Consider the following 25,172-nt stretch of genomic DNA (forward strand, 5'->3'; position numbering starts at 1 on the left):
CTGTTGGGATAACTTCGTATTTAACTCCGGAACTTGTTCATGGGATAACGCAGGAACTCAAAATCCAATACCAGCTGATGTAAACTGTTGGGACAACTGGGCTTTTAATGCGACCACTTGTATTTGGGATAACAACGGGACCCAACCTGGAAATATAACTGAGGAAAATCTAGAATTATGTAAAGACTCAACATTAACGTTACAAACGCAAACAAATATGTCTAATCCGAGTTATGCTTGGAGTACAGGAGCTATTACAAATAATATAACTATTAATAGTGCAGGAACTTTCACCGTTGATATTACTGGTGGGGTTTGTTCTTTTGAAACAAAAATTTTTAACGTGACGCTTTTAGAAACACCCATAATTGAAAATGTAATTTCTGATGGTAATAACATCATTATAACCACATCAAATACGGGAGATTTTATATATTCTTTAGACGGAAATGTTTATCAATCTAGTAATCTATTCTCAAATGTTGATGGTGGGCTTTATAATATATTTGTAAAACAGCAAAATTGTTTAAACACAATATCATTGGAGTATTTACATTTCTATATTCCAAAATTTTTCACCCCAAATAATGATGGTATTAAAGATAAGTTTAGTTTGGCAGGTATCGAAGTTTATAGCTCATCTGAAGTTTCTATCTTCAATCGTTACGGGAAGTTACTAAAATTCTCAAAAAATAGTGCGTTCAGTTGGGATGGAATTTTTAAAGGTGAAAACTTACCATCTGATGACTATTGGTATGTCATTATTATTGAGGGTAAAAGATTTACGGGACATTTTACATTAAAAAGATAAAATTCAACAAGAAATCTTCTTTTTTATTTCATCCAAAACATAAAGATAATCCTCTTGATTTTTCACAAAATCCCTATCCGAAACATCAATTATTAAAACATTCAGTTCTGTTTGTGATTTTATGTAATCCAGATAGCCACTATTGATTTTGTCCAAATATTCTGCTGGGATTTTTTGCTCATAGCTTCTGCCTCTTTTCTTGATGTTTTGCAGCAAACGCTCCGAGTTTTGATACAAGTAAATATACAGGTCGGGTTTGGGCATCTCTCTGTAAATAATATCAAAAAGGTTTCGATACAATCGATATTCGTCTTCCGCCAGGGTTATTTTGGCAAAGATTAATGATTTGAATATGTGATAATCGGCAACCAAAAAATCTTTGAACAAATCAAATTGAGCTAAATCATCTGATAGCTGTTGGTACCTGTCAGCAAGGAATGACATTTCGAGCGGAAAGGCATACCTATTTTGATCTTCATAGAATTTTGGCAAAAAGGGGTTGTCGGCAAAACGTTCCAAAACTGTCTTAGCATTAAAATCTTCCGAAATTTTAGTAGCCAAAGTAGTCTTTCCTGCCCCTATATTCCCTTCGAAAGCAACATAATTAAATTGAGCGAACGAAATATTCTCTAATGGACTTATTAAATGATGTGCCATTACACAATTACTTTTATCGGGGCAATCTTGAAGCAAAGTTGCAATTGATTTTTTGAGAACAGGATGTTCCCAGTCCACATTTAAATCCTGAATGGGCAACAAAACAAATTTCCTATCTTGCATCAAAGGATGTGGAATTTGAAGTTTTTCGGTTTCGATAATAACATTATCAAAAGCAATCAAATCGACATCTATAATTCGAGATTGATATCCTTTCCTTTGATTGCGAATTCGGCCTAATTTTTTTTCAATCTTTAGAACTTGAGTAAGAATTCTATGCGCTGAACTAAAAGTATTTAAAACTAAGGCACAGTTGTAGAATGGGTCACTTTCAAAACCCCAGGAGGGAGTCTCATATATTTTGGATACCTTAATAACCGTTCCAATCTCCTGATGTAATAATTCGATACAGTCCTTCACATTTTCAAGCCGATTCCCTTGATTGCTTCCTAGCGATAAAATGACCTGATGCTGTGATTTCATATTAAGCGCAAATTAACTAAAAGAATTTCAGAATAGAACTATATTTGCATAAAGTGTTGGTAACTAAATTCGGATATTGTGAATAAAAACTGTAACAATCCACCCTTTTTTGCTACTTATTAAAAAAAAATAATTATGAAGTTTTTAGGAAATGTATTTGCAACCATTATAGGTTTATTTGTCTTTTTAATGTTATTCTTTTTTGGAATCCTGATTATAGTTGCCATTTTTGGTGGGGAACCTGAAACGGTAACAGTCAAAAACAACTCAGTAATTGAATTGGATCTAAAAAACATAAAATATGATTATGCTGGAAAATACAAAGACCCCTGGATAAATATATTTTCAGACAAAAAAAGTGTGGGTTTAACTGACGTAATAAGTGCCATCGAAGACGCTAAAACTGATAGCGACATCAAAGGAATTTCCATTTTAAATGACGAGTCTTCTTTAGGAATGGCGCAAAGCAAAGCCTTGAGGGATAAACTGGAAAGCTTCAAAAAGTCTGGAAAGTTTGTAATGGCTTATGCCAATTCTTATTCGCAAAAAGAATATTACCTTAATTCTGTCGCTAGTCCCATTTATCTAAATCCTGTAGGTGAAATGGATTTCAAAGGATTGTCTGCTGAAATATTATTTTTCAAAGATCTTCAGGAAAAATCTGGCGTAAAAATGGAAGTGATCCGTCATGGTAAATACAAAAGCGCTGTAGAGCCTTTTCTAGCAAACGAAATGAGTGATGCTAACAGAGAACAGACTTCGGCTTTATTAAATTCTATTTGGAATTCAGTTGCTGCAGAAATCTCAAAAAGCAGGAATATCTCTATAAATAAACTAAACGAGATAGCCAATGGTCTTCTAGCCAGAACTCCAGAAATGGCAAAAGAGCAACATTTAGTAGATATTATAGCCTATGAAGATGTCTATCATGATGCCATTAGAAAAGCTTTAAAAGTAGAAAAAAACGAAGAATACAATAAAATCAGCATCTTCGATTATACTAAAAAAGCGATGACCACCTCAAAAATAAATGACGCTAAAGATGAAATAGCTATTATCTATGCACAAGGAGAAATCCAAAGCGGTGAAGGGGATGTCAATACAATAGGCGAAGGATCCATGCGTCGCTCTTTGCAGGAAGCACGAGAAAATAAAAACATAAAAGCAATCGTACTTCGTGTCGACAGTCCGGGTGGAAACGCATTGACCTCAGATTTAATTTGGAGAGAAGTTGAATTGACCAAAAAACTAAAGCCCGTAGTAGTCTCCATGGGAAATTATGCTGCTTCGGGTGGTTATTATATCGCCTGTAATGCACACAAAATCTTTGCGGAAAACACCACTATTACAGGTTCAATAGGGGTCTTCGGAATATTGCCTAATTTTAGTAAACTGACCTCAAAAATTGGAATCAACGCAGAGCAGGTGAATACTCATGAGAACTCTGCTGGCTACAGCCCGTTTGTTCCATTGGGCGATAAATTCAAAGCAGTAACACTTGAAGGAGTAGAACATATTTACAGTACTTTCGTGACCCATGTTGCCGAAGGACGAAAAATGACTTTTGCACAAGTAGATTCCATTGCTCAAGGAAGAGTTTGGTCTGGATCTCAAGCCATTAAAATCGGGCTTGTAGATAAAATTGGCGGATTAAATGATGCGATCAAGGAAGCGGCAACTTTAGCCAAAGTAAAAAAATACAATACCCGTAATTATCCCGAATACGATAAAGAGCTGGAAGATCTGTTAGCGAATTTACCCTTTGCACAATCCAAAGAATCATTCATAAAAGAGGAATTAGGAGAAGAAAATTATAAAGTACTGCAGGAAATAAAAAGAATGCAATCCCAAAAAGGAGTTCAGACTATGATGCCGTTTAAAATCAATATTCGATAAAAAGTCTTTTCTCGCTAAAAAATCCGTTTGAAAGCTTTTCAAACGGATTTTTTTTGGACTAATTATTCCTAAATAACCAACCATAATTTCAGATCTCAAACAACAAAATATAATTATTTAAGAAAACTTTAGTGGACGACTAATTCATAAAAGACTATTTTTATAATTAATTACAGAAGCGTTTTTGCTTAACAAACAGAAATAAACATAATACCTTATGTTAAAAAACATTTTAAAAGTCGTTGGAGTTATAATCATCTTAGTTATTGTCTCATTATTTGCAATTCCTTACTTTTTTAAAGATGAAATAAAAGCCAAAATTACTGATGCCATCAATCAAAAAGTGGATGCAAAAGTTAGTTTTGCAGATGCCAATTTAAGTCTTTTTAAAAATTTTCCCAATGCAAATGTCACCCTAGATCAATTGCTAATTATCAACAAAGCCCCATTTGAAGGAGACACCTTAATTTCTCTTGAGGAATTAAATTTAAAAATGTCTATTAAGGAACTTTTTAAAGGAAAAAATGAAGCCATCGACATTCAGGGAATCAGCTCAAAAAACGGACTAATAAACATCCTTTTCAATAAAGATGGCGTTGGAAACTATGACATCGCCTTGAAGGACAAAGTAAGCACTGATGAAAAAAGCAGTCCATTAGCATTAAACATTAAAAACTATAAATTTGAAAGTTTCAAGTTCAAGTACTTTGATGAAGTTTCAAAAATAAAAATGCTAATCGACAGCATAAATCATGAAGGTACCGGAGACTTCGCAGCTTCAAAACTAGATTTAGTTACAAAGTCTACTGCGAAAATTACACTAGATATGGACAAAGTCAACTATATGAACAATGTTCCTTTAACTTTGGACGCCGTTTTGGGCATCGATTTAGAAAAAAGCAAATACAGCTTCAAAGAAAACAAAGCGTTAATAAATCAATTGCCATTAGAATTTGATGGGTTTATCCAGCTGGTTGACGCCGGCCAGGAATATGATTTGAAATTCAAAACCCCGACCTCTTCTTTCAAAAATTTCTTAGGTATCATACCCGCGACCTACGCCTCAAGTTTAGATAATGTAAAAACAACAGGAGACTTTAAGGTGGCCGGTTTTGCAAAAGGGCTATATTCAGATGCCACTGTCCCTAAATTCAATGTCGCGATCACATCGAAGGACGCTTCATTCAAATATCCGAATTTACCCCAATCTGTTGAAAACATCCAAATTGACAGTAAAATCATCAATGAGACGGGGATTTTAAATGACACTTACATTAATCTAGACAAACTATCTTTTAAAATAGATCAGGATATTTTTAATGCCAATGCGAATATTACAAACATCACCCAGAATGCCATAGTTGATGCCGCTTTGAAAGGAACTATAAATTTAGCCAACCTATCCAAGGCCTATCCTATAAAATTAGACAAACCTTTGACCGGAATATTGAAAGCCGATGTGACCACTAAATTTGATATGGTTTCAGTTGAAAAAAGTCAATACGCAAATATTAAAAATACGGGTACAATGAGTCTGTCTGATTTTAAATACGCTGACGAAAACGGCAAAACAATGAATATTAGTAATGCTTTGGTACAGTTTAATCCTAGCATGGTCAATTTGAAACAATTTAATGCGACAACTGGAAAAAGCGACCTTAGCGTAACTGGAGTTTTGGAGAATTTTTATGGTTTCATTTTTAAAAACCAAGAGTTGAAAGGGAATTTTAACTTAAATTCCAATCAATTTACTGTTAGTGATTTCATGACTACGGAAGAAGATAGTGAAACGGCGTCGAAAAAAACAGAAGCCATGAAAATCCCTGCCTTCTTAAATTGCTCGCTTACAGCAAAAGCAAATACAGTGCTGTATGATAATTTGACTTTGAAAGACGTATCTGGGAAACTGATTGTCAAACACGAAAAACTGACATTAGAAAATATAAAAAGCTCCATTTTTGGTGGGACAATCGGATTGAACGGTGCCGTTTCCACAAAAGGAAAAACCCCTACTTTTGAAATGAATCTGGGACTAAACGAATTGGACATTGCACAATCGTTTACCCAACTGGAGATGCTAAAAAAGATTGCGCCAATTGCGGGAATTATAAATGGAAAATTAAATTCAACCATAAAATTGAATGGGTTTCTAAACGACAAAACATTGAGTCCCGATTTAAAAACATTGACCGGTGATTTGCTGGGACGACTTCTTTCGACTAACGTAAATCCAAGTAATTCGACCTTGTTGACTGCATTAGGTTCCAACTTGAAATTTATCGATGTTAGCAAGCTTGATTTCAACAACTTAAAAGCAGCAATAACCTTCAAAGACGGAATGGTAAACGTAAAGCCATTTGACATCAATTACAAGGATATTAAAGCTACTATTGGCGGAAGTCATGGTTTTGACCAGAAGATGAACTACAATTTAAAATTTGATGTTCCAGCCAAATATCTTGGAACAGAAGCCAATGCATTAATAGCTAAATTAACTCCAGCTGATGCAGCAAAAATGCAAAGCATCCCCATTAATGCAGTCTTGACAGGAAACTTTACAAATCCTAAAATCACTACCGATATAAAAAGTGCCGTGACAAACCTAACTAACCAATTAGTAGCACAACAAAAGCAGCGATTGTTAACTCAAGGAACTTCCGCTTTAAGCAATTACATTACTAAAAACCAGAAACCCGCTGACAGCACTAAAACAATTGTTCCAGTAACAAAAGAGGAGATTAAAACAAAAGCTGTCGAAGAAGTAAAAACAAAAGCAAACGATTTGCTCCAGGGGCTGTTTAAGCGAAAGAAAAAAGTTGTAGACACTACCAAAGTAAACTAATATCAAAAAGCCCAAAAGTAATAAACTTTTGGGCTTTTCTTTTATACCGAAATCCTCACGACATATCCCTCGGAACTGCGGATATTGAAGACTGTACCATCTTCAAATAGTAAGTACTGCCCTTTTATACCCGTTAATTTACCTTCAAAAGTCGGAGTTTTTTCAAGACTTAAACTTTTTACTTTGGTCGGATACTCCATAACGGGATAGTGCATTTCATACAAATCATTTTTGTTCAAAAAGAAATATTCCTGCACTTCTGTTGGTAATATCTTTTCGAGTTTTAACCTTTCTTCCATAAGATCAATATGCTCAATAGAATTTGTCAACATTTTACGCCAATTGGTTTTATCCGCATAATGGTCTTTTAAAGCTACCTCTGTAATTCCTGCTAAATAGCGATTGGGAACTTCAACGATCGAAATAGCCTGAATCGCACCTTGATCAATCCATCTTGTGGGCACTTGTGTTTTTCTAGTTACCCCTACTTTCACCTCGCTTGACAAAGCTAAATAAACGATATGGGGTTGCAGTTGTACTTTCTCTTCATATGCCAAATCTCTGTCTTGAATGCCAAGATGAGCGGTACTCAGTTCTGGTTTCATAATCCAATCTCCGACCGATGCACTAGAATAAAAACAATCATAACAGAATCCCTGACGATATATTTTTTTCTTTTTCCCGCAATTCAAACATTGGTAACCTGAAAAATTAATTTCAATTTTTTTGTTCAGTAATTGATTCACATTTAAAAAACTGTCCTCAAAAACCAAATAATATTGAATCGGATTTCCCAATTCAGTTTGCATTTTTTTTAGTACTCCCTCGTATTGCATAAATTATATTTCGTTTCTAATGCTCCTAATTCACAATAAGTTCGCCTTTTAAACCCTGAATTGGCGAGCGATTGTTAGGAGTTCTATATTTTTTTACTATTTTTGGTGATGTTGTAAAGTTAGTATTTGTTATTTGATATTCAAATCCTGATTGCAAAAACCTAATTATAAAATCTTAGCTTCTAAAATGCCTATACAGTTAATCAATTCATTTGCCTCTTGGGTTTTGAAACAGCGAATCCATCAGATTGAGCTTTTCATAAAATACCCCAATGAAGTTCAGGAAGAATTACTTATGAATTTAATTCAGTCATCAAAAAATACTGTTTTAGGTAAAGAATATGATTATGCTTCAATTAACTCCTACGCTACTTTTGCAGACAGAGTTCCTATCTCTACTTATGAAGAGTTACAACCGCAGATTGAGAGAACTCGTAAAGGTGAACAAAATGTTTTTTGGGAAACCCCAATAAAATGGTTTGCAAAATCCAGCGGTACAACCGATGCAAAAAGCAAATTTATTCCGGTGAGCAACGAAGCACTGGAAGACTGCCATTACAAAGGAAGTAAAGATTTATTATGCTTGTATTTAAATAACAATGCGGACTCGCAGCTTTTTCTTGGAAAAAGTCTTCGCCTTGGTGGAAGCGCTCAAATATATGAAGATAACAATACTTTTTTTGGCGATTTATCTGCAATATTGATTGAAAACATGCCTATTTGGGCTGAGTATAGCAGTACACCAAACAACCGGATTTCACTTATGTGTGAATGGGAAGCAAAGATTGCAGCCATAATTAATGAAACCAAAAAAGAAAATGTCACCAGTTTTGCGGGCGTCCCATCTTGGATGCTCGTTCTAATGAATAAAATGCTTGAAGATACCGGCAAAGGAAATCTATTTGAAATTTGGCCTAATCTAGAAGTCTATTTTCACGGTGGCGTAAGTTTTGAGCCTTACCGTGAACAGTACAAAAAAATACTCCCCCATAGGGATTTTAAATATTACGAAATATACAATGCTTCCGAAGGATTTTTTGCCATCCAGGACCTCAACAACTCTAGTGATCTATTGTTGATGTTGGACTACGGCATTTTTTACGAGTTTATCCCAATGGATACTTTTGGGACAATGGATCAAAAGACCATCCGATTGGCAGATGTAGAATTGTTTAAAAACTATGCGCTGGTAATTACTACCAATTCCGGATTATGGCGTTATTTAATTGGGGACACTGTGCGTTTTACCTCATTGAGTCCTTATCGAATTAGGGTCACGGGAAGGACTAAACACCACATCAATGTTTTTGGCGAAGAGTTAATGGTGGAAAACACAGATCAAGCAATTGCCAAAGCCTGCAAAGTAACTGATTCTGAAATAGTTGATTACACCGTCGCCCCCATATTTATGATAGACAGGGAAAAAGGAGCGCATGAATGGATGATTGAATTCAAAAAGAAACCGGCAGACATGGCGTTGTTTCAAAAAGTGCTGGATGAAACAATACAGTCAATCAATTCGGATTACGAGGCTAAAAGACACAATAATATGACCCTTAACCCGTTAGTATTAAACATAGCTCGTGAAAATCTGTTTTATGAGTGGCTAAAAGACCGTAACAAATTAGGCGGTCAGCATAAAATTCCCAGACTGTCGAACCAGAGAGACTATTTAGAACAGTTAAAAAACATGCAATCCAAAGTAATCCTATAAATGATAAAAATAATCCCCTTATTATTTGCTATTTTTATGTTAGTCTCTTGTGGACCACATAGAATGAGTTGTGGAGCAAGAGGAATTTGTGAAACCCCCGAAAAACAAGAAGCTCAAAAACCTAAACAAGCGGCTTCCGTTAAGGTATAAAACACACACAAAAGCCCCATTCAAAGAAACCAAGGTTTTTAATACAGTTTTATGGTAATTCTTCCATCATATCAATATGCCTGTCGTGATAGCCTAAAAGGTACAAAACCCCATCCAAACCAAGGCTTGATATTGAAGTAGAAGCACTTTCTTTCACCGTTGGTTTAGCATGAAAAGCAATTCCTAAACCTGCTAGGTTCAACATAGGTAAATCATTAGCACCATCACCCACAGCAATAGTTTGATTTATATGTAGACCTTCTTTTTCGGCAATGGCTTTTAGATATTCTGCTTTCTTTTTACCATCGACAATTTCACCTAAATATTTACCGGTCAACTTACCGTCTATAATTTCTAATTCATTGGCGTGAACGTAATCAATCCCCAATTCCTTTTGTAAGTAATGACCAAAATAAGTAAAACCTCCCGACAAAATAGCGGTTTTGTAGCCGTAATATTTTAAGGCTTTCATTAAGCGATGCGCTCCTTGCGTAATTGGTAGATTTTCAGCAACTGTTTTCAACACGTCTTCACTCAAACCCTCTAACAAAGCCATGCGCTGTTTGAAGCTTTCGCTAAAATCAATTTCACCATTCATAGCTGATTCTGTAATGGCTCGCACCTGCTCACCGACCCCTGCTAAATCTGCCAACTCATCAATTACTTCTGTCTGTATTAAGGTAGAATCCATATCAAAACACACTAGGCGTCTGTTTCTTCTATACATATTGTCTTCCTGAAAAGAAATGTCTACATTTAGAGTTCTAGAAATTTCCATAAAACTCGCAGTCATCGAGTTTTTATCCTCAATATGTCCTGCTACAGATAATTGTACGCAAGAACGAGGAAATTCCTCTTTTTCAAGAATGGAAACCCTACCTGTTAACCTTTTTATGGCATCGATATTTAAATTTTGGTCAGACATGATTCTTGTCACAGCAGACAATTGTACTGCCGTCAATGTTTCTCCCAGGATATTTATAATATAGCGCTGCTTGTGTTGTGTCTTTACCCAAATTTCATAATCAGCAATAGTAATAGGAATAAATTTAACCTTGATACCTAATTCATAGGCTTTAAACAATAAGTCTTTTAAAACAGGTCCTGAAGAGGAACCCGATTTTATTTCAAACAAAATACCAAGAGACAAGGTATCATGAATATCTGCTTGTCCGATATCTAAAACAATAGCATCATAGTTAGCCAATATAGAAGTCAAACCGGCAGTTACCCCAGGTTTGTCCTGACCCGAAACTTTTAATAAAATAATTTCTTTATCTTCTACTATCATTTTTGTTTTACTATTGATTTACTGCCAACAAAAATCGGTATTCTTCCGTTTATAAAAAAACATAATGTTTGTTTTTTCAAACAATAACAAATAGTTTAAATTATACACAAAAAAACCTGTTCAAATGACTGAACAGGTTTATATTTTTGAGAAAAACGCAATCCTTATGAAGCGATTTCCAATCTTTTTAACAAATTCTTATTTAGGGTTTCTTTTGCATATTTCACGTCAATTTCCAGTGTCTTATCATCAGAACTTGGTAATTCGTACATGGCATCAGTTAAGACCGCCTCGCATAGCGAACGCAATCCACGTGCCCCTAATTTATATTCTAGTGCTTTGTCAACGATAAAGTCCAAAGCCTCATCATTGATAGTGAACTCAACCTCATCCATCAGGAACAATTTAGTATATTGTTTGATCAATGCATTTTTAGGTTGTGTCAAAATAGCCCTTAAGGTTTCTCTGTCTAATGGATCCATGTGCGTCAATACTGGCAAACGGCCAATAATCTCAGGGATTAATCCAAAATCTTTGATATCCTTTGGGATAATGTACTGCAACAAATTTTCTTTGTCAATATTATCAACATTTTTTGAAGTCGAATACCCTACAGCTTGACGATTCAGTCGTTTCGAAATAATTTTTTCGATTCCGTCAAAAGCACCACCCGCGATAAACAAAATGTTTTGGGTGTTCACTTCTACAAATTTTTGGTCTGGGTGTTTACGTCCTCCTTTAGGCGGCACGTTTACAACTGTTCCTTCCAATAATTTCAGTAAAGCTTGCTGTACTCCTTCTCCGGAAACATCACGAGTAATAGATGGGTTATCGCTTTTACGAGCAATTTTGTCAATTTCATCAATAAACACAATTCCTCTTTCCGCTTTGGCTACATCATAATCCGCTGCCTGAAGCAAACGGGTTAAGATACTTTCGACATCTTCCCCTACATAACCTGCTTCAGTAAGAACTGTTGCATCTACGATTGCCAAAGGAACATCTAGCATTTTAGCAATGGTCTTAGCAACCAAAGTTTTACCAGTTCCTGTTTGACCTACCATGATGATATTACTTTTTTCAATCTCCACCTCATCTTCTTGTTGCTGTTGCATCAAACGTTTGTAGTGATTGTAAACCGCTACTGACATTACTTTTTTAGTCTGGTCTTGACCTATAACATATTGGTCTAAGAACGCCCTGATTTCTTTTGGTTTCTTTAAAATAAGATCCCCTAATGTTTTTGAGCCATCACCTGATTTTGTTTCTTCCAAAACAATTCCATGTGCTTGCTCGATACATTTATCACAAATATGTGCATCTATTCCTGCAATTAACAGTTGGGTATCCGGTTTCTTCCTCCCACAAAATGAACATTCTAATTTCTCTTTCGCCATCTTTTATAGTTAGCAGTGGTCAGCTTTCAGTGGTCAGTCTATATACTGCCTTCTGAATACTGAATACTTTATTTATCCTTTTTTCAACACTTCATCAATCATTCCGTATGCTTTTGCTTCTTCAGCTATCATCCAGTAATCGCGTTCGCTATCGCCGTGTACTTTATCAAATGTTTGTCCAGAATGGTGTGAAATGATTTTATACAATTCGTCTTTCAGTTTCAACATTTCTCTCAAGTTGATTTCCATGTCAGTCGCAACACCTTGTGCTCCTCCTGATGGTTGGTGAATCATTACTCTTGAGTGTGGCAATGCAGAACGTTTTCCCTCTGCACCTGCACATAACAATACCGCTCCCATAGAAGCAGCCATTCCTGTACAGATTGTTGCTACATCAGGTTTGATGTATTGCATCGTGTCATATATCCCTAATCCTGCATAAACGCTTCCTCCAGGGGAGTTCAAATAAATCTGAATGTCTTTTGAAGCATCTGCACTTTCAAGAAACAATAATTGTGCTTGAACAATATTTGCAATTTGGTCATCAATTCCTGTTCCCAGAAAAATAATCCTGTCCATCATCAATCTCGAAAAAACGTCTAATTGCGAAATATTCAGCTGACGTTCTTCAATGATATAAGGAGTCATGTTTGTAGGAGTCATTGCACCAACGATTTTATCGTAATACATCGCATTTACTCCGTGGTCCTTTGTAGCAAATTTTTTAAATTCTTTACCGTAGTTCATATTTTTGGTGTTCTAAGTTTAACGTTTATTATAGTGTCTTCTTTTATCTAAAGCAAAGGTCATACCTATTTACTAATGATGTCAAAATGTCCTCTTTTTAGCCCCGATTACCTCATTGGCATTTATTTTCATCGGAGTTCAGTGAACTTCGTTTTTAGTAAAAAGCTTTTGGCAAACTGTTTATTAGTTTTTTCATTTTTGTAAAGCGACTGCAAGAAGCTCTTACGAGAAGAATAAAAACTAAAACAGTTAAAAAAACTTGCAACGAAAAGCTGGATTAGCTTCTGACAGTTAATTCAAACAAAAGAGCGACAAAAGAAATTTCCTTTGCCGCTCAAATATACTTAATTTTTAGAAATTATTCTCCGTAAGACGCAGCAATAAATTCGTCGTAAGTAACTTCTTTTGTTGTTGGGTTTGCTTTTTCTTTAAACAATTCCAATAACTTCTCAGCCACAACTTGGTCAGAAAGTTTTTTTACTTCGTCTTGATTAGACAAAACTCTTGCAACAATTCCTTGAACTTCTTCGTCCGTAGGATTTGCTTGTCCGAATTGTGCCATTTGTTGACGGATATTTTTTGTAGTAAATGCTTTCAAATCTTCAAAAGTGATTTTGATGTCAGACTGAGCCATTGCTCTACCTTCAATCAATTGAAAACGCAATCCTCTTTCAGAACGTGCATATTCAACTTCAGCTTCTTCAGGTGATAATTTTTTCTCTCCAACAGTTTGCAACCATTTTTTCAGAAATTCTGAAGGCAAGTCAAATTTTGTACTTGAGATCAAGAATTCAGTAACATCTGCCAATAACTTTTGGTTTGATTGCTCCAAAAATTGAGATTCAGCATCTTCTTTGATCTTCGATTTCAACTCATCAAGTGAAGCTACAGCTCCAGGTCCAAAAAGTTTATCAAACAACTCTTGGTTCAATTCAGCTACTTCAGTTGTATTGATTGCTGAGATTGTAAAATCTACATCAACAGCAAGATCGTGAACATCATCATGACCTACTTTCATCACGTCCATCAATTGATGTGCATCTTCAAATAAATCTTTGGTGTTTACGGTAACAACATCACCTACTTTTTTACCAATGAATTTATCAGCAGTCGCTTTGTCTTTGAAAACATCCAAAGAGATTGTTGTTTCGTTGTTTATTTCTTTTTCTTCGTTTGTAAAAGTTCCAGTCAAATCTGATCCAGCAACTACAACTTCTTGAGGAATTGCAGTACCAAATTGTTTTTGGATACGTTCTACTTGACCATCAATCATCTTGTCGTCAGCAGAAACGATGTATTTCACGATATCGTTTTTAGCTTCTAAGTCTAATGTGAAGTCAGGAACTAAACCGATTTCATATTCAAAAACCAATTCTTCAGCAGTCCAATCAAAATGTTCGTCTACTTTAGGAAGTGGCGTTCCAAGAAGGTTTAATCTTTCCGCTTGCACGAAACGCTCTAAAGCTAAATCAACCACTTTTTGAACTTCTTCTTGTTTTATTGCTTTACCGTATTGTTTTTCAACAAGATCTTTAGGCACAGCGCCTTTTCTAAATCCTTTAACGGTTGCCAAAGGCATCTTTTCGTTTATTCTTTTTTGTACTTGACCTTTATAGTCCATGTGCACAATTGTCATTACAATTGTTTCATTTACTGCGTCAATAGCTACTCTTTTGATATCCATCTTCTTCTTTAATTTACATGATAAAATTCGACTGCAAAATTAGAAAATATATCTAAGCCAACCAAGCTTTTTTATCCCCTATCCTCAAGCCTAGGAATGCTATGGAATTTCAGCCAATTCTAAGTCCAAAAATCAGCTGCCTTCCCTTTATTTTGGGCGTGACCGCAAGGGTCAGGCTGTTCGTTCCCGCTTTTATTGTTTTGCCCTGCGGGACAAAACAATAAAGAGCTCCACTTCCATCCTTCACGCTGAAGGAGTGCCCAGCAATAAAAAAACCTTTTGGTGTTTTATAAAATAATTAGTATATATTTGATAATTAGTAAGGTCAGATTTTAGTCAGATCTAGCTATCATAAATAGGGATGATAGGTGTGATTATTGCAAACCTATATACTAGTTGTACTCAAGCGTCAAACTCCGAAATAGAAAAAAAAAAAAAAAATGAAAAATTTAACTTTCTCACTGTTAATATTAGCCTCTGTATCTGTGTTTTCCCAAAATTATGATTATCAGGTCTACTCCTATCTAAAAGAGGGTACAAAAGCACCAAATACTCATTATATAGGAGAAGCTTGGTTGAATGCCATTATTCACGATGACAAAGAATTGGGCTATAATATTACAAAAGCAACCTTTAAAGCCAACTCAACCTTGGATTGGCATAAACACAGTTCTGCACAAGTCTTAATAATTGTTAAAGGAGAAGCCTATTATCAGGAGAGAGGAAATGAACCTGTAATTTTGAAAACAGGTGATATAATTAAATGTGAGAAAGATATCGAACACTGGCATTCTTCAAGCAAGTTTAGTACTGTAACTTATTTGGCTTTATATGGTGGTGAACAGCCAACTACTTGGACTGAAATAGTGACGCAAGAATATTATGACAAGGTAGCCCAAAGGCTTAAAAGCAATTGAAAATCATCAAAGTTTATAAACCCAGCTGCGCAAAGACTTCCTGTGCAGCTGCGCAAAGTCTCCTGACTTTGAGCTCTTCTAAAAATCAGCTTACAAACCAAGGTCGGAATTAAGTCTTCAGACTTTAAAACTATGTATTGTTGCTCATACTTTACAAAACTATTCCAATATAAAACCTCTAAAAGCCCGCTGCGCAAAGTCTTCCTGTGCAGCTGCGCAAAGTCTCCTGACTTTGATCTCTTCTAAAAATCAGCTTACAAACCAAGGTCGGAATTAAGTCTTCAGACTTTAAAACTATGTATTGTTGCTTATACTTTACAAAACTATTCCAATATAAAACACCCCAGCTGCGCAAAGTCTCCTGACTTTGTGCCCTTTTATAAATAACCCTACAAGCCATATTTACCTATTGATTTGAGCTTCCCCTATGCAAATTTAGTGGAAGTCGCATTTTTACCCCCAGCTGCGCAAAGTCTCCTGACTTTGAGCCCCCTTTAAAAATGACTTTACAAACCATATTTACCTACTGATTTGAGCTTCCCCTATGCAAATCTAGTGGAAGTCGCGTTTTTAATCGTACTTTCGTTCACCCAGAAACACTCATTTTCATAAGTTTTAAAAGGCTAGAGGAGCAATGTGTGCCATAAAAACAGTCAAAAACAAATGATTAAAAAAATCCTATTAACACCATTTCAAAAATTTATTAAAACTGAAAGTTTAGCAGGAATATTGCTGTTTGGAGCAACAATTATCGCTCTAATTTGGGCGAATTCAGGTTACGGCGCGTCTTATGAAAGTTTATGGCAATACAAGATTGGAATATCCTTTCAAGAATTCGAATTAAAAAAGCCTTTGATTTTATGGATTAATGACGGTTTGATGGCTATTTTCTTTTTTGTGATTGGGTTAGAATTGAAAAGAGAATTATTAATTGGAGAAATAAACACCGTAAAAAAAGCAGCCTTTCCTTTTATTGCGGCTTTAGGCGGAGTCATAGTACCTGTTGCCCTCTATTTGTTTTTAAATAAAAACCCAGATACTGTAAAAGGCTGGGGAATACCAATGGCAACAGACATTGCTTTTGCATTAGCCATTTTAAGCACTTTAGGAAAAAGAGTGCCCTTGAGTTTAAAAATATTTCTTACGGCTTTTGCAATTATAGATGACATTGCAGCAGTTCTTGTCATCGCTATCTTTTACAGTGTAAATATCAATTGGCTTTTTATTTTATACGGTATTATTCTTATTGTCCTTTTGGGTTTATTGTACTACAAACACAAATTTTCATTAGACATCGGCTTAGTTTTGGCTGTTATTATCTGGTTCCTATTCCTTAAATCAGGGATACATCCAACAATTGCAGGTGTTCTTTTGGCATTTACAATTCCTATAAAAAGAAAACTTAAGATAAAATCATTTTCAGAAAGTCTTACCTCTATTTCTAACACTATCGTTAAGGTATCAGATGATGATGAAAATCATTTGCTGGCAAAAGATGAAATGAAAAGTATTGATAATTTAGATGCTTTAACTTCTGAAGTTCGATCACCTCTGCAACATCTTGAAAAAAAATTACATAGCTGGATTTCCTACTTAATATTACCACTATTTGCATTTGCAAATGCAGGAGTTGTAATAAGCACTAATTATGATTTTAACTTTTCTTTGATGACTACGATTGCAGTCAGCCTCCTTGTTGGTAAATTTATTGGAGTTGCATTATTTTCGTATTTGGGTATTAAATTCAACCTAACCGAATTACCTTCAGGCGTAACATTCAAGCAAATATTAGGCGTTTCAGCCATTGCAGGCGTTGGATTTACAATGTCAATATTTATAGCCAATTTAGCTTTTGGGAGCGATTTGATAAGTGTTAATTCCGCAAAAGTTGGAATTATCATTGGATCAATTATTTCTGGTATACTGGGATACTCTATCTTGCGATTAAGCAGTAAAAGTGAACCTACAACTAAGTAACCAGCTGCGCAAAGTCTCCTGACTTTGAGCTCTTTTAAAAATCACATTATAAGTCCTATTTGCCTGCTGATTTGAGAGTCCCATTTTCAAATTTAGTGGAAGTAGCGTTTCTTAATAGTACTTTCGTTCAACCACAAATAATCATTTTCATAAGTTTTAAAAGGCTAGAGGAACAATATGTACCATAAACAAATGATTAAAAAAAATTAAGGCACTAAAAATTCACCAGACCAATCATCATCAATTCTAGTAAACAAAACCCTTAAATGATTAGGACGATTTAAACGTAAATATTCAATTGTGTTGGGTACGAGTTTTACTGGAGAGAAATAATTTTCATTTGTATCGTAACTCAGCTCCTCAGGATTTATTATTGGAGTACCAGGTGCAATACTTGTGGTATAATCTTTTTTAGATTCCTGTTGTACCGTGTGCCAGTAAGTAGCGATTTGTTCTTTGTCTGTTATTAATTCGGCTTTGCCTTCGATCCGAATTTGCAATAGTTTTTTAGAATCATAAAATAAGGCGCTAAATTCAGAATTATTTTGAATATCTTTTATTTTTTGAGTTCTTTTGTCGGTATAAATCACCAAACTTGAGTCCAATAATGTTTTTCGCAACACAACCGTGCGTTGCCTTGGTTGGCCATTTTCATTTGTAGCCAAGACAAAATATCGAAAGGGATGTCTTTTTTTTGCGTGTCCGTTAATTAGTTCTCGTTTCGCTTCTTCTAGGTATTGATTTTTCAATTGTATTGATTTAATTAAAACAAAATTAGACTTTACTCATTTAAAAATATTTCTAATTATAAATGAATTTTGATATGGATTTATAATGAAAGGCTTGCTGTTTTTTAATCTTAATTAAAAAATGATAGCAATTTAAATTTTCAATAAAATTAAGGTTATTTCTTCTATTTTAAAAAAGAAAGTACCCATTTTGGTTAGGAATCTATTCCTCATATACATGCCACTTTGAGTTGGTCAAATAAATGGAATCATAAAACCGTTTAAATAAATAACAATGACGGAAACCTTAACAAAACAAGCGAAATAAATTGACAAGTTTAATAGATTGCAGTATAACAATACGCCCTAAAGCTTGCAGCAAAAAGATTATTTAAGAAGGGGTTACCGCTGCATTAAGTACAGAAATTAATAGTATGCTGACATATACAACGGTATAATCATAGATGATCGCATTAATTCCTTACTACAGAATAGTAATGTCGATACTTTAATTACTGTGGACACCCTTCTTTAACAAAATTAATCCCCTGCGACTCCAAAATCTATGTACTTCACGAAAACATTATATCAAAACAGTGTTTGTCGATCCCTAATTTAAATAAAAATGGGGATATGTTTTACCATCTCCCCATTTTAATAATTAAGTATTCAATAATACTCTAGTTTGTAATCGTAATTGTTCCGTTCATAGAAGCATGAAACTGACAGTTGTAATACAACGTGTTTGGTGCATTCATAGGAACAGTAAAAGTTATCGTACCAGTTACAGCTCCATTTCTTGTAACTCCTGAATTATATGCATTTGCAGTTCCCGTACCTTGAATGGTATTTATATAGAAAGGATGCCCTGCAGCAGACATATTAAAAGTGTAGGTACCTCCTCTTTTAAAGGTAAAGTTTGGATTATTAGAGTTGGTAAGCCCTTCGCCATTAAAAACATAAGATGAAGTACCGTTAGCCGTTACACTGTATGTTTTTGCTTCTGTACCTCCTACGTTTGACCCAATATTTCCTTGAGCAAGTAGAGTTGCTAGTTTGTCACCACTCAAATGAACATTTATATACCCGTCAAAATCAAGTAGCGCTTGATAAGTGATAGCACTACCATTGTCAAGGGCTTTGAATGTTGTTATACTTTTTCCAGTAGTTCCATCAACTGGCTTTAATGTTAGAGCTATATCTCCACCATCAGCAGCATTATTCAAGTGTATGTGCGCAGTATGAGATCCTCCTTGAGGAGTATTGAGTAATTCTAATTCTATACTCACTGTGGCATCACTGTTTTCAATAAAGGTAGCCCTTCCAGAAACTCCTGCAGTACCAACTGTTCCTAAATCATAGACTTTAGAATTGACAACCGTGACTGTTGGGACATCATCTTTGCTACAGCTGCTAAAGATGAAGGGAGTTACGAACACGAGAGCGAGTAACCTTTTTCTTAAATATTTAATTTGTTTAATGTTTAGCTGTTAATGTTAAAAACATATGGGGAAAAATATATGAAAAACAATTGTTTTGTTTGATGAAATAAGAATTTTCCTGGTAAAAAGTTTTTATAATAATTACAAGTACCATTACACAAGAAAATATAATGATGTTTTTTTCTGCTGATATTTTGTATTTTGCAACGGCATTTAATTCTAAAATAACGACATGAATACAACCCACACCGATATTATTATCATAGGAGCTGGATTATCCGGCATAGGTGCGGCCTGCCATTTGTCCCGAAAAAACCCAGACAAAACCTATGTTGTTTTAGAAGCAAGGGCAGAACTTGGAGGTACCTGGAGTTTGTTTCAATACCCTGGAATCCGCTCCGATTCGGATATGTATACCTTTGGCTATTCCTTTAAAACATGGGAGGACCAAAAGTCTTTCGCTGACGGACCGTCCATTTTAAAATACCTGAATGAAGCCGCAGACGAATATAAAGTGCGCGATCATATCATATACGAGCAACGCGCTCTGACTTATAACTTCGATACAAAAGAGAAGATATGGACGATCACTACGGTAAATACTGCCACGGAAGAAGAAACGGCTTACACCTGCCAATTTATCTTTAGCTGCAGCGGTTATTACAATTATAACAAAGGCTACACTCCTGAATTTAAGGATCAATCCCATTTTGAAGGTGAAATAATCCATCCTCAAAAATGGCCTAAAAAACTAGATGTCGCCGATAAAAAAGTGGTCATTATTGGCAGCGGAGCCACAGCTGTCACCATCGTTCCAGAACTTGCTGCAGCAGGGGCAGAAGTTGTCATGCTACAACGGTCGCCAACCTATATTGCTGCTTTGCCCAATAAAGATAAAATTGCTGCACACCTCAAAAGGCTTTTTCCCAAAAAAGTAGCCTATAAACTGATTCGTTATAAGAACATTTTTTATGGTATTGTCTTTTTCAATCTATGTAAGTTCTTCCCAGAGGCAATGAAAAGGTTTATAATAAATGGTGCTAAAAAAGGGCTTGGTGACTTTCCCGTGGACCCTCATTTTATACCTAACTATAATCCATGGGAGCAACGTTTTTGCATTGCCCCAAACGGAGATTTTTTTAGAGCTATCAGAAAAGGGAAGGCATCGGTAGTTACCGAGCATATTGATCGTTTTCTAACAAATGGAATCTTATTAAAATCGGGCAAGACACTAGACGCCGACATTATAATCACTGCAACTGGGCTTGATTTGGTGGCTTTTGGAGGAGTAAAGATCAAACTAGATTCAGAACCCTTTGATATTTCTAAATCCTTTGTCTACAAAGGCCTCATGTTAAGCGAACTGCCTAACTTCTTTATTTTTGTTGGTTATACCAATGCTTCGTGGACGTTGAAAAGCGACCTTACCAGCGAATATATTTCTCGAGTTTTAAAGTATTTAGACAAGCACAATTATAAAGCTTTACAAGCAAAAGTAGTTGAGACAAATTTAAAGCCTATTCCCCTACTCAACCTAAATTCCGGATACATTAACAGAGCGTCAAATATGCTTCCTAGCCAAGGGAACAAAGCACCATGGCGTGTTTACCAAAATTATGTTCTAGATTATAAAATGCTTCGTGTGGATGCCGTCAAAGACAAACGACTTCGCTTTTTCAAATAAACAAAGTTCAAGAGTAGCTAATAGTAAAGAATCGGCTAATCATAATCAGAACATTGAATGGAGCTTTAACACCGCTCTGCAAAGTATTCTTTCAAATAATAAATTTGTTCTATACAACGCAGCGCAGATATCTTGTCAATACCTTAGCATATTCCGTGATAAAAAAATAGTACAAATTATAATAAGCAACAATATAAATGAACCGCATAAAAGCCATACTTCCCATAATCGTTGTTGCTCAATTTTTCTGTACCTCTTTATGGTTTGCAAGTAATGCTCTGATGAGCGACTTAGTAAGCAATTTTGGTCTTACGGCAAGTGCCGTTGGTCAGCTGACCTCAGCCGTTCAATTTGGTTTTATACTAGGCACTTTGGTCTTTGCACTATTGGCAATAGCCGACCGCTTTTCTCCTTCAAAAGTATTCCTGATCTGTGCAGTACTTGGAGCGGTATTCAACACAGGTATATTGTGGGAAGCGAATACTTTAGTCACAATTATCTCAATCCGATTCCTGACTGGTTTTTTCCTTGCCGGCATCTATCCTGTTGGGATGAAAATAGCCGCCGATTATTTTGAAAAAGGATTGGGAAAATCACTGGGGTTTTTAGTTGGCGCCTTAGTATTGGGAACCGCATTTCCACATTTATTAAAAGGAATGACGAAAGCTTTCCCTTGGGAATCCGTAATAATCACCACTTCTTCCCTTGCCGTTCTTGGCGGTTTAATGATGCTAATTTTGGTTCCAGATGGTCCTTATCGCAAACAAAGCCGCGGCATCAGGCTGTCGGCTTTCTTTGGCATATTTAGAAATCAAAACTTGCGTGCTGCCGCTTTTGGCTATTTTGGGCATATGTGGGAGTTATACGCTTTTTGGACTTTTACTCCGCTGATGCTCAAAACCTACAGCGATTTCCACCCTGAAACAAACTTCAACATCCCTGTTTTGTCTTTCCTGATCATCGGGATTGGAGGCTTAGCCTGCGTGCTCAGTGGCTACTTCTCAGAAAATTTTGGTACAAAAAAAATCGCATTTATAAGCTTGTCATTGTCTTGTGCTTGCTGCCTTGGCTCCCCGTTCCTGTTTACAATAGAATCTAAAGGTATATTTATCGCATTTATGCTTTTTTGGGGAATGACGGTCGTAGCAGATTCTCCGCTATTCTCCACTCTAATTGCCCAGAATGCAGCGGCAGAAATAAAAGGAACAGCACTTACCATCGTGAATAGCATTGGTTTCGCCATCACGATAATTAGTATCCAATTGATCAGTTCACTGAAAACATCAACCGACTCTAACAGTATTTATATCTGCTTAGCCATCGGACCTATTTTTGGTTTATTGGCTTTAGCGAAAGAAAAAAAAGCATCTGACTTCACATTACATAAAAATGCCCCCGAATAACGCACGGATTTTTGGGGCATTATTTTAAACAAAATCCTTATAGCTCCACTAATTCTTTTTTTAGACTTGGCGTTTCTCTATTTATAGCTTTCCAATTGAAATTTCCAGCATATTTGTATTTTATGCTACCCTTTTCATCTAAAGCAAATAACGTAATCCATTCATTATCGCACAATTCTCTTATAGACCCATGCTTCTCTAAAACACCATTGATTGCATCCGTTGGCGCTTCAACAACCACATTTAATCGCTGTGGCAAATGTTGATAAGATGTGCCATCATGTACAGATTGCAAAGGCAGTCCTATTCTCAAATCACCTGCTGATCCTTCAAATACACCTATTCCACCAGAAACATTGTGCAGCGTTTTATTACCAGCGCCTAACTTGTTATTGTCAGCGGTACTAGCAAAATATTGTAAATTGATCCAACTTGTTACAACCATTGGGGCAGTCATAATGGCTTCTAAGATCTTAAAATCTTCATCTGTTTGCCATTTGTACGAGTGTAGAAATGACTTCCCTTCGAAATCCAGTCCAGAAGTTTTGTAGCGGGGAGCGATAACAAACGTGTTGCATCCAGCTAGTCCCCACTCAGGTCTCACTTGAGACCAATCTTTACTTCGCCTCAACACAGAAGCGTGCACATCGTTCGATTTGATTTTCATTCGCAGCGCACGCTCTTCTCTTGCCGCTTGACTTGTATTTTTAAGTACATTTTTAATTTCTTCTAGGAGATGAAAATGGCTACATGGAACATTTCTTTCTCCGAGGATTGAAATCTCGTCTGTAGTGGTATCATGCAAGCAAGCCACAAAATGCGTGTCAGAAGGAATACTGACTCCTTTTTCGCTGAGCCCTAAACGAACAGCGGGGTCGTTTAAAATTTTCTCTGCCGTCATTGCATTTATTTCTCCCGAATGACCTCCACAAGCACCGCAATCCAATCCTGTTGCATGGGGATTGTTTACCGTTGTAGCGCCATGACCTGTAATCATAATCAAAGCTGCCATTTGTTCTTTTAGACCCATTGCCGTGAGTGCCGATGCAGCCATATTAATTTTGTCCTTCAGCGGAATTTCTGACACATCTACATCTCGACCTTTTTTTAGCAATTTTTCCAATCCATCTGTATTCGGATCTTCTGTAGGACGTGTCCAACCAAATGAATCGCTCAGTAATTTTGGGAGATAGGACAAGCCCAACGGACTTACAAAACCGAAGGAAGCAATAGCTCCTTTTCTGAATAATTTCCAGTTTTTATCAAATTGATGTTTTTCAGTTCTTTTCTTCGCTGCCTTCAATAGGTCTTGCTTGTCTGCCAGCGTTTCTTTTACGATTGCTCCAGTCGGGATCAAAACAGGACATTGATTTTTGCCCTGTTTATGTGCAATCGGAACATATTTGATTGAAAAACCAAAGAACCCAGCAAAACCAATGGTTTCTATTTCTGGATCAAGCTTTTCCAGATTTCGTCTGTACAGTTCTGAACGAACATCGATACAGAAAACTGCTTGAGCTTTCGGTCTTTTAAGTGCCTTTTCTTCAGCTTTGTTATTCTTAAATTTCAAAACTAGTTGGCGCTGAAGCGCAAAATCATAGGCATTTTGCAAGATTAATTTGGTTTCCAAATGCTCATCATAATGACCGCTTTCAATTTGAAGTTTATAGGTCGCCAAACTAATGTCCCAAGTTGCTGCAATCCCATTTTCTGCGAAACTCTCATAGACAGCTAATTCCCAAGCCAACAAGATACTTAAAAATGAAGATAAGTTTGTCGATTTCCCACCATACATACTATTGTTCCAATCTTTTCCTGCGATAAAAGAAGACCAGCCTACCAATTTCAAAAGCAACGTATGAAGATAAATCTCCTGAAGTTCTTTTGGAACTTTTAATGTGCTAAGTACGACATCTGCGACTTCAAATGGATCATCAGGTAGTAGTTTAATCGTACTTCTAAATTTTTTAATCCGCATCAAATCCGTAGATAAATCAACTTTTGCATCATTTTTCCAAGAAACAAATAGGTCTTCATCAGGATTTGTTGTGTTCCATAAAGCTTGGTGTTCATCAAAGTAAGCTGATGCCCAAGAGGAAAGAAGGTCCACAAAAGAGTCATTTACAACAATAGGTGATAGTTCCTCCGCAAGGTCAACTATTGTAGTAAATTTGTAGGGTGTTTCGGGCACGCTAGATAACAGCTGCGCTCTATTTTTTAACAGTTCTATTTCAGTTATTCGAAATTCATTTTTATCCAAGGCCCTTTTAATATCGCTATCAAGAATCGCTTGCTGTTTAATTTGATCGAGATAAAATTCCAAAGGCATCGTCATATTAATATCCGACCTCTCTTTTAGTAGTCTTGCTGCACTGTTGAAACTAAACTCCGAAAGTCCAAGATACGGATTTACTGCAACACTATTTTTTAAAGGCCAAGCTGGTGCAATTCGCTTACAGCTCTTTAAGATCACTTCGTTTAAATTTTGATTTTCCATTTGAAAGCTCTTTATA

18 protein-coding genes are annotated in these 25,172 nt (G+C 35.9%); 9 read left to right on the top strand and 9 right to left on the bottom strand.

Features of this window, described 5'->3' with window-relative positions:
- The coding region (locus ACEN2H_RS03530) for a T9SS type B sorting domain-containing protein (RefSeq protein ID WP_441730463.1) at positions 1-811 on the top strand (811 nt) is incomplete at its 5' end.
- Positions 812-814: 3 nt separating this feature from the next.
- Here the strand turns inward: ACEN2H_RS03530 and folK are convergent.
- Positions 815-1,951 carry a 2-amino-4-hydroxy-6-hydroxymethyldihydropteridine diphosphokinase gene (gene folK / locus ACEN2H_RS03535; RefSeq protein ID WP_441730465.1) on the bottom strand — a complete coding sequence of 379 codons (1,137 nt, stop codon included), beginning with the start codon at positions 1,949-1,951 and terminating at the stop codon, positions 815-817.
- Positions 1,952-2,086: 135 nt separating this feature from the next.
- On the opposite strand from folK, the gene sppA reads away from it, so the two are divergent.
- Both sppA and ACEN2H_RS03545 read left to right on the top strand, forming a co-directional pair.
- Complete coding sequence (gene sppA, locus ACEN2H_RS03540; protein WP_441730467.1) at positions 2,087-3,847, top strand: signal peptide peptidase SppA; 1,761 nt, start codon at positions 2,087-2,089, stop codon at positions 3,845-3,847.
- A gap of 217 nt (positions 3,848-4,064) precedes the next feature.
- On the top strand, positions 4,065-6,689 hold the full coding sequence (locus ACEN2H_RS03545) for an AsmA family protein (protein WP_441730469.1): 2,625 nt from the start codon (positions 4,065-4,067) through the stop codon (positions 6,687-6,689).
- 41 nt (positions 6,690-6,730) lie between these two features.
- Here ACEN2H_RS03545 and ACEN2H_RS03550 read toward each other — a convergent pair whose 3' ends face one another.
- Positions 6,731-7,525 (bottom strand): DUF2797 domain-containing protein, encoded by a 795-nt coding sequence (locus tag ACEN2H_RS03550; RefSeq protein ID WP_441730471.1) that lies wholly within the window; start codon positions 7,523-7,525, stop codon positions 6,731-6,733.
- Positions 7,526-7,712: 187 nt separating this feature from the next.
- On the opposite strand from ACEN2H_RS03550, the gene ACEN2H_RS03555 reads away from it, so the two are divergent.
- Both ACEN2H_RS03555 and ACEN2H_RS03560 read left to right on the top strand, forming a co-directional pair.
- Positions 7,713-9,239 (top strand): GH3 auxin-responsive promoter family protein, encoded by a 1,527-nt coding sequence (locus ACEN2H_RS03555; RefSeq protein ID WP_441730473.1) that lies wholly within the window; start codon positions 7,713-7,715, stop codon positions 9,237-9,239.
- Positions 9,240-9,389 carry a hypothetical protein gene (locus ACEN2H_RS03560; RefSeq protein ID WP_441730474.1) on the top strand — a complete coding sequence of 50 codons (150 nt, stop codon included), beginning with the start codon at positions 9,240-9,242 and terminating at the stop codon, positions 9,387-9,389.
- A gap of 49 nt (positions 9,390-9,438) precedes the next feature.
- Here the strand turns inward: ACEN2H_RS03560 and serB are convergent, their stop codons facing one another.
- The 4 genes from serB to ACEN2H_RS03580 form a co-directional block, all read right to left on the bottom strand.
- Positions 9,439-10,680, bottom strand: a complete 1,242-nt coding sequence (serB, locus tag ACEN2H_RS03565) for a phosphoserine phosphatase SerB (protein ID WP_441730476.1) — start codon at positions 10,678-10,680, stop codon at positions 9,439-9,441.
- A 164-nt stretch (positions 10,681-10,844) separates the two neighbouring features.
- Positions 10,845-12,077 carry an ATP-dependent Clp protease ATP-binding subunit ClpX gene (clpX, locus tag ACEN2H_RS03570; protein WP_441730478.1) on the bottom strand — a complete coding sequence of 411 codons (1,233 nt, stop codon included), beginning with the start codon at positions 12,075-12,077 and terminating at the stop codon, positions 10,845-10,847.
- Between the two features lie 72 nt (positions 12,078-12,149).
- Positions 12,150-12,824: an ATP-dependent Clp endopeptidase proteolytic subunit ClpP gene (clpP, locus tag ACEN2H_RS03575; protein ID WP_441730480.1), complete on the bottom strand. Its 675-nt coding sequence runs from the start codon at positions 12,822-12,824 to the stop codon at positions 12,150-12,152.
- A 358-nt stretch (positions 12,825-13,182) separates the two neighbouring features.
- On the bottom strand, positions 13,183-14,508 hold the full coding sequence (locus ACEN2H_RS03580) for a trigger factor (RefSeq protein ID WP_441730482.1): 1,326 nt from the start codon (positions 14,506-14,508) through the stop codon (positions 13,183-13,185).
- A gap of 440 nt (positions 14,509-14,948) precedes the next feature.
- On the opposite strand from ACEN2H_RS03580, the gene ACEN2H_RS03585 reads away from it, so the two are divergent.
- The gene (locus ACEN2H_RS03585) at positions 14,949-15,425 is read left to right on the top strand and encodes a cupin domain-containing protein (RefSeq protein ID WP_441730484.1); all 477 of its coding nucleotides are present in this window, start codon (positions 14,949-14,951) and stop codon (positions 15,423-15,425) included.
- Between the two features lie 663 nt (positions 15,426-16,088).
- Entirely contained in the window at positions 16,089-17,402 is a 1,314-nt protein-coding gene (gene nhaA / locus ACEN2H_RS03590) for a Na+/H+ antiporter NhaA (protein WP_441730486.1), read from the top strand.
- A 206-nt stretch (positions 17,403-17,608) separates the two neighbouring features.
- Here the strand turns inward: nhaA and ACEN2H_RS03595 are convergent, their stop codons facing one another.
- Complete coding sequence (locus ACEN2H_RS03595) at positions 17,609-18,151, bottom strand: pyridoxamine 5'-phosphate oxidase family protein (RefSeq protein WP_441730488.1); 543 nt, start codon at positions 18,149-18,151, stop codon at positions 17,609-17,611.
- 659 nt (positions 18,152-18,810) lie between these two features.
- Positions 18,811-19,569, bottom strand: coding sequence for a cupredoxin domain-containing protein (locus tag ACEN2H_RS03600; RefSeq protein WP_441730490.1), 759 nt, complete (start codon positions 19,567-19,569; stop codon positions 18,811-18,813).
- Positions 19,570-19,804: 235 nt separating this feature from the next.
- On the opposite strand from ACEN2H_RS03600, the gene ACEN2H_RS03605 reads away from it, so the two are divergent.
- Entirely contained in the window at positions 19,805-21,256 is a 1,452-nt protein-coding gene (locus ACEN2H_RS03605) for a flavin-containing monooxygenase (RefSeq protein WP_441730492.1), read from the top strand.
- A 197-nt stretch (positions 21,257-21,453) separates the two neighbouring features.
- The gene (locus tag ACEN2H_RS03610; protein WP_441730493.1) at positions 21,454-22,659 is read left to right on the top strand and encodes an MFS transporter; all 1,206 of its coding nucleotides are present in this window, start codon (positions 21,454-21,456) and stop codon (positions 22,657-22,659) included.
- A gap of 37 nt (positions 22,660-22,696) precedes the next feature.
- Here the strand turns inward: ACEN2H_RS03610 and ACEN2H_RS03615 are convergent, their stop codons facing one another.
- Positions 22,697-25,156: a YbcC family protein gene (locus ACEN2H_RS03615; protein WP_441730494.1), complete on the bottom strand. Its 2,460-nt coding sequence runs from the start codon at positions 25,154-25,156 to the stop codon at positions 22,697-22,699.
- Between the last annotated feature and the right edge of the window lie 16 nt (positions 25,157-25,172).

The sequence above is a fragment of the Flavobacterium sp. W22_SRS_FP1 genome (assembly GCF_052113685.1).
GTDB lineage: Bacteria > Bacteroidota > Bacteroidia > Flavobacteriales > Flavobacteriaceae > Flavobacterium.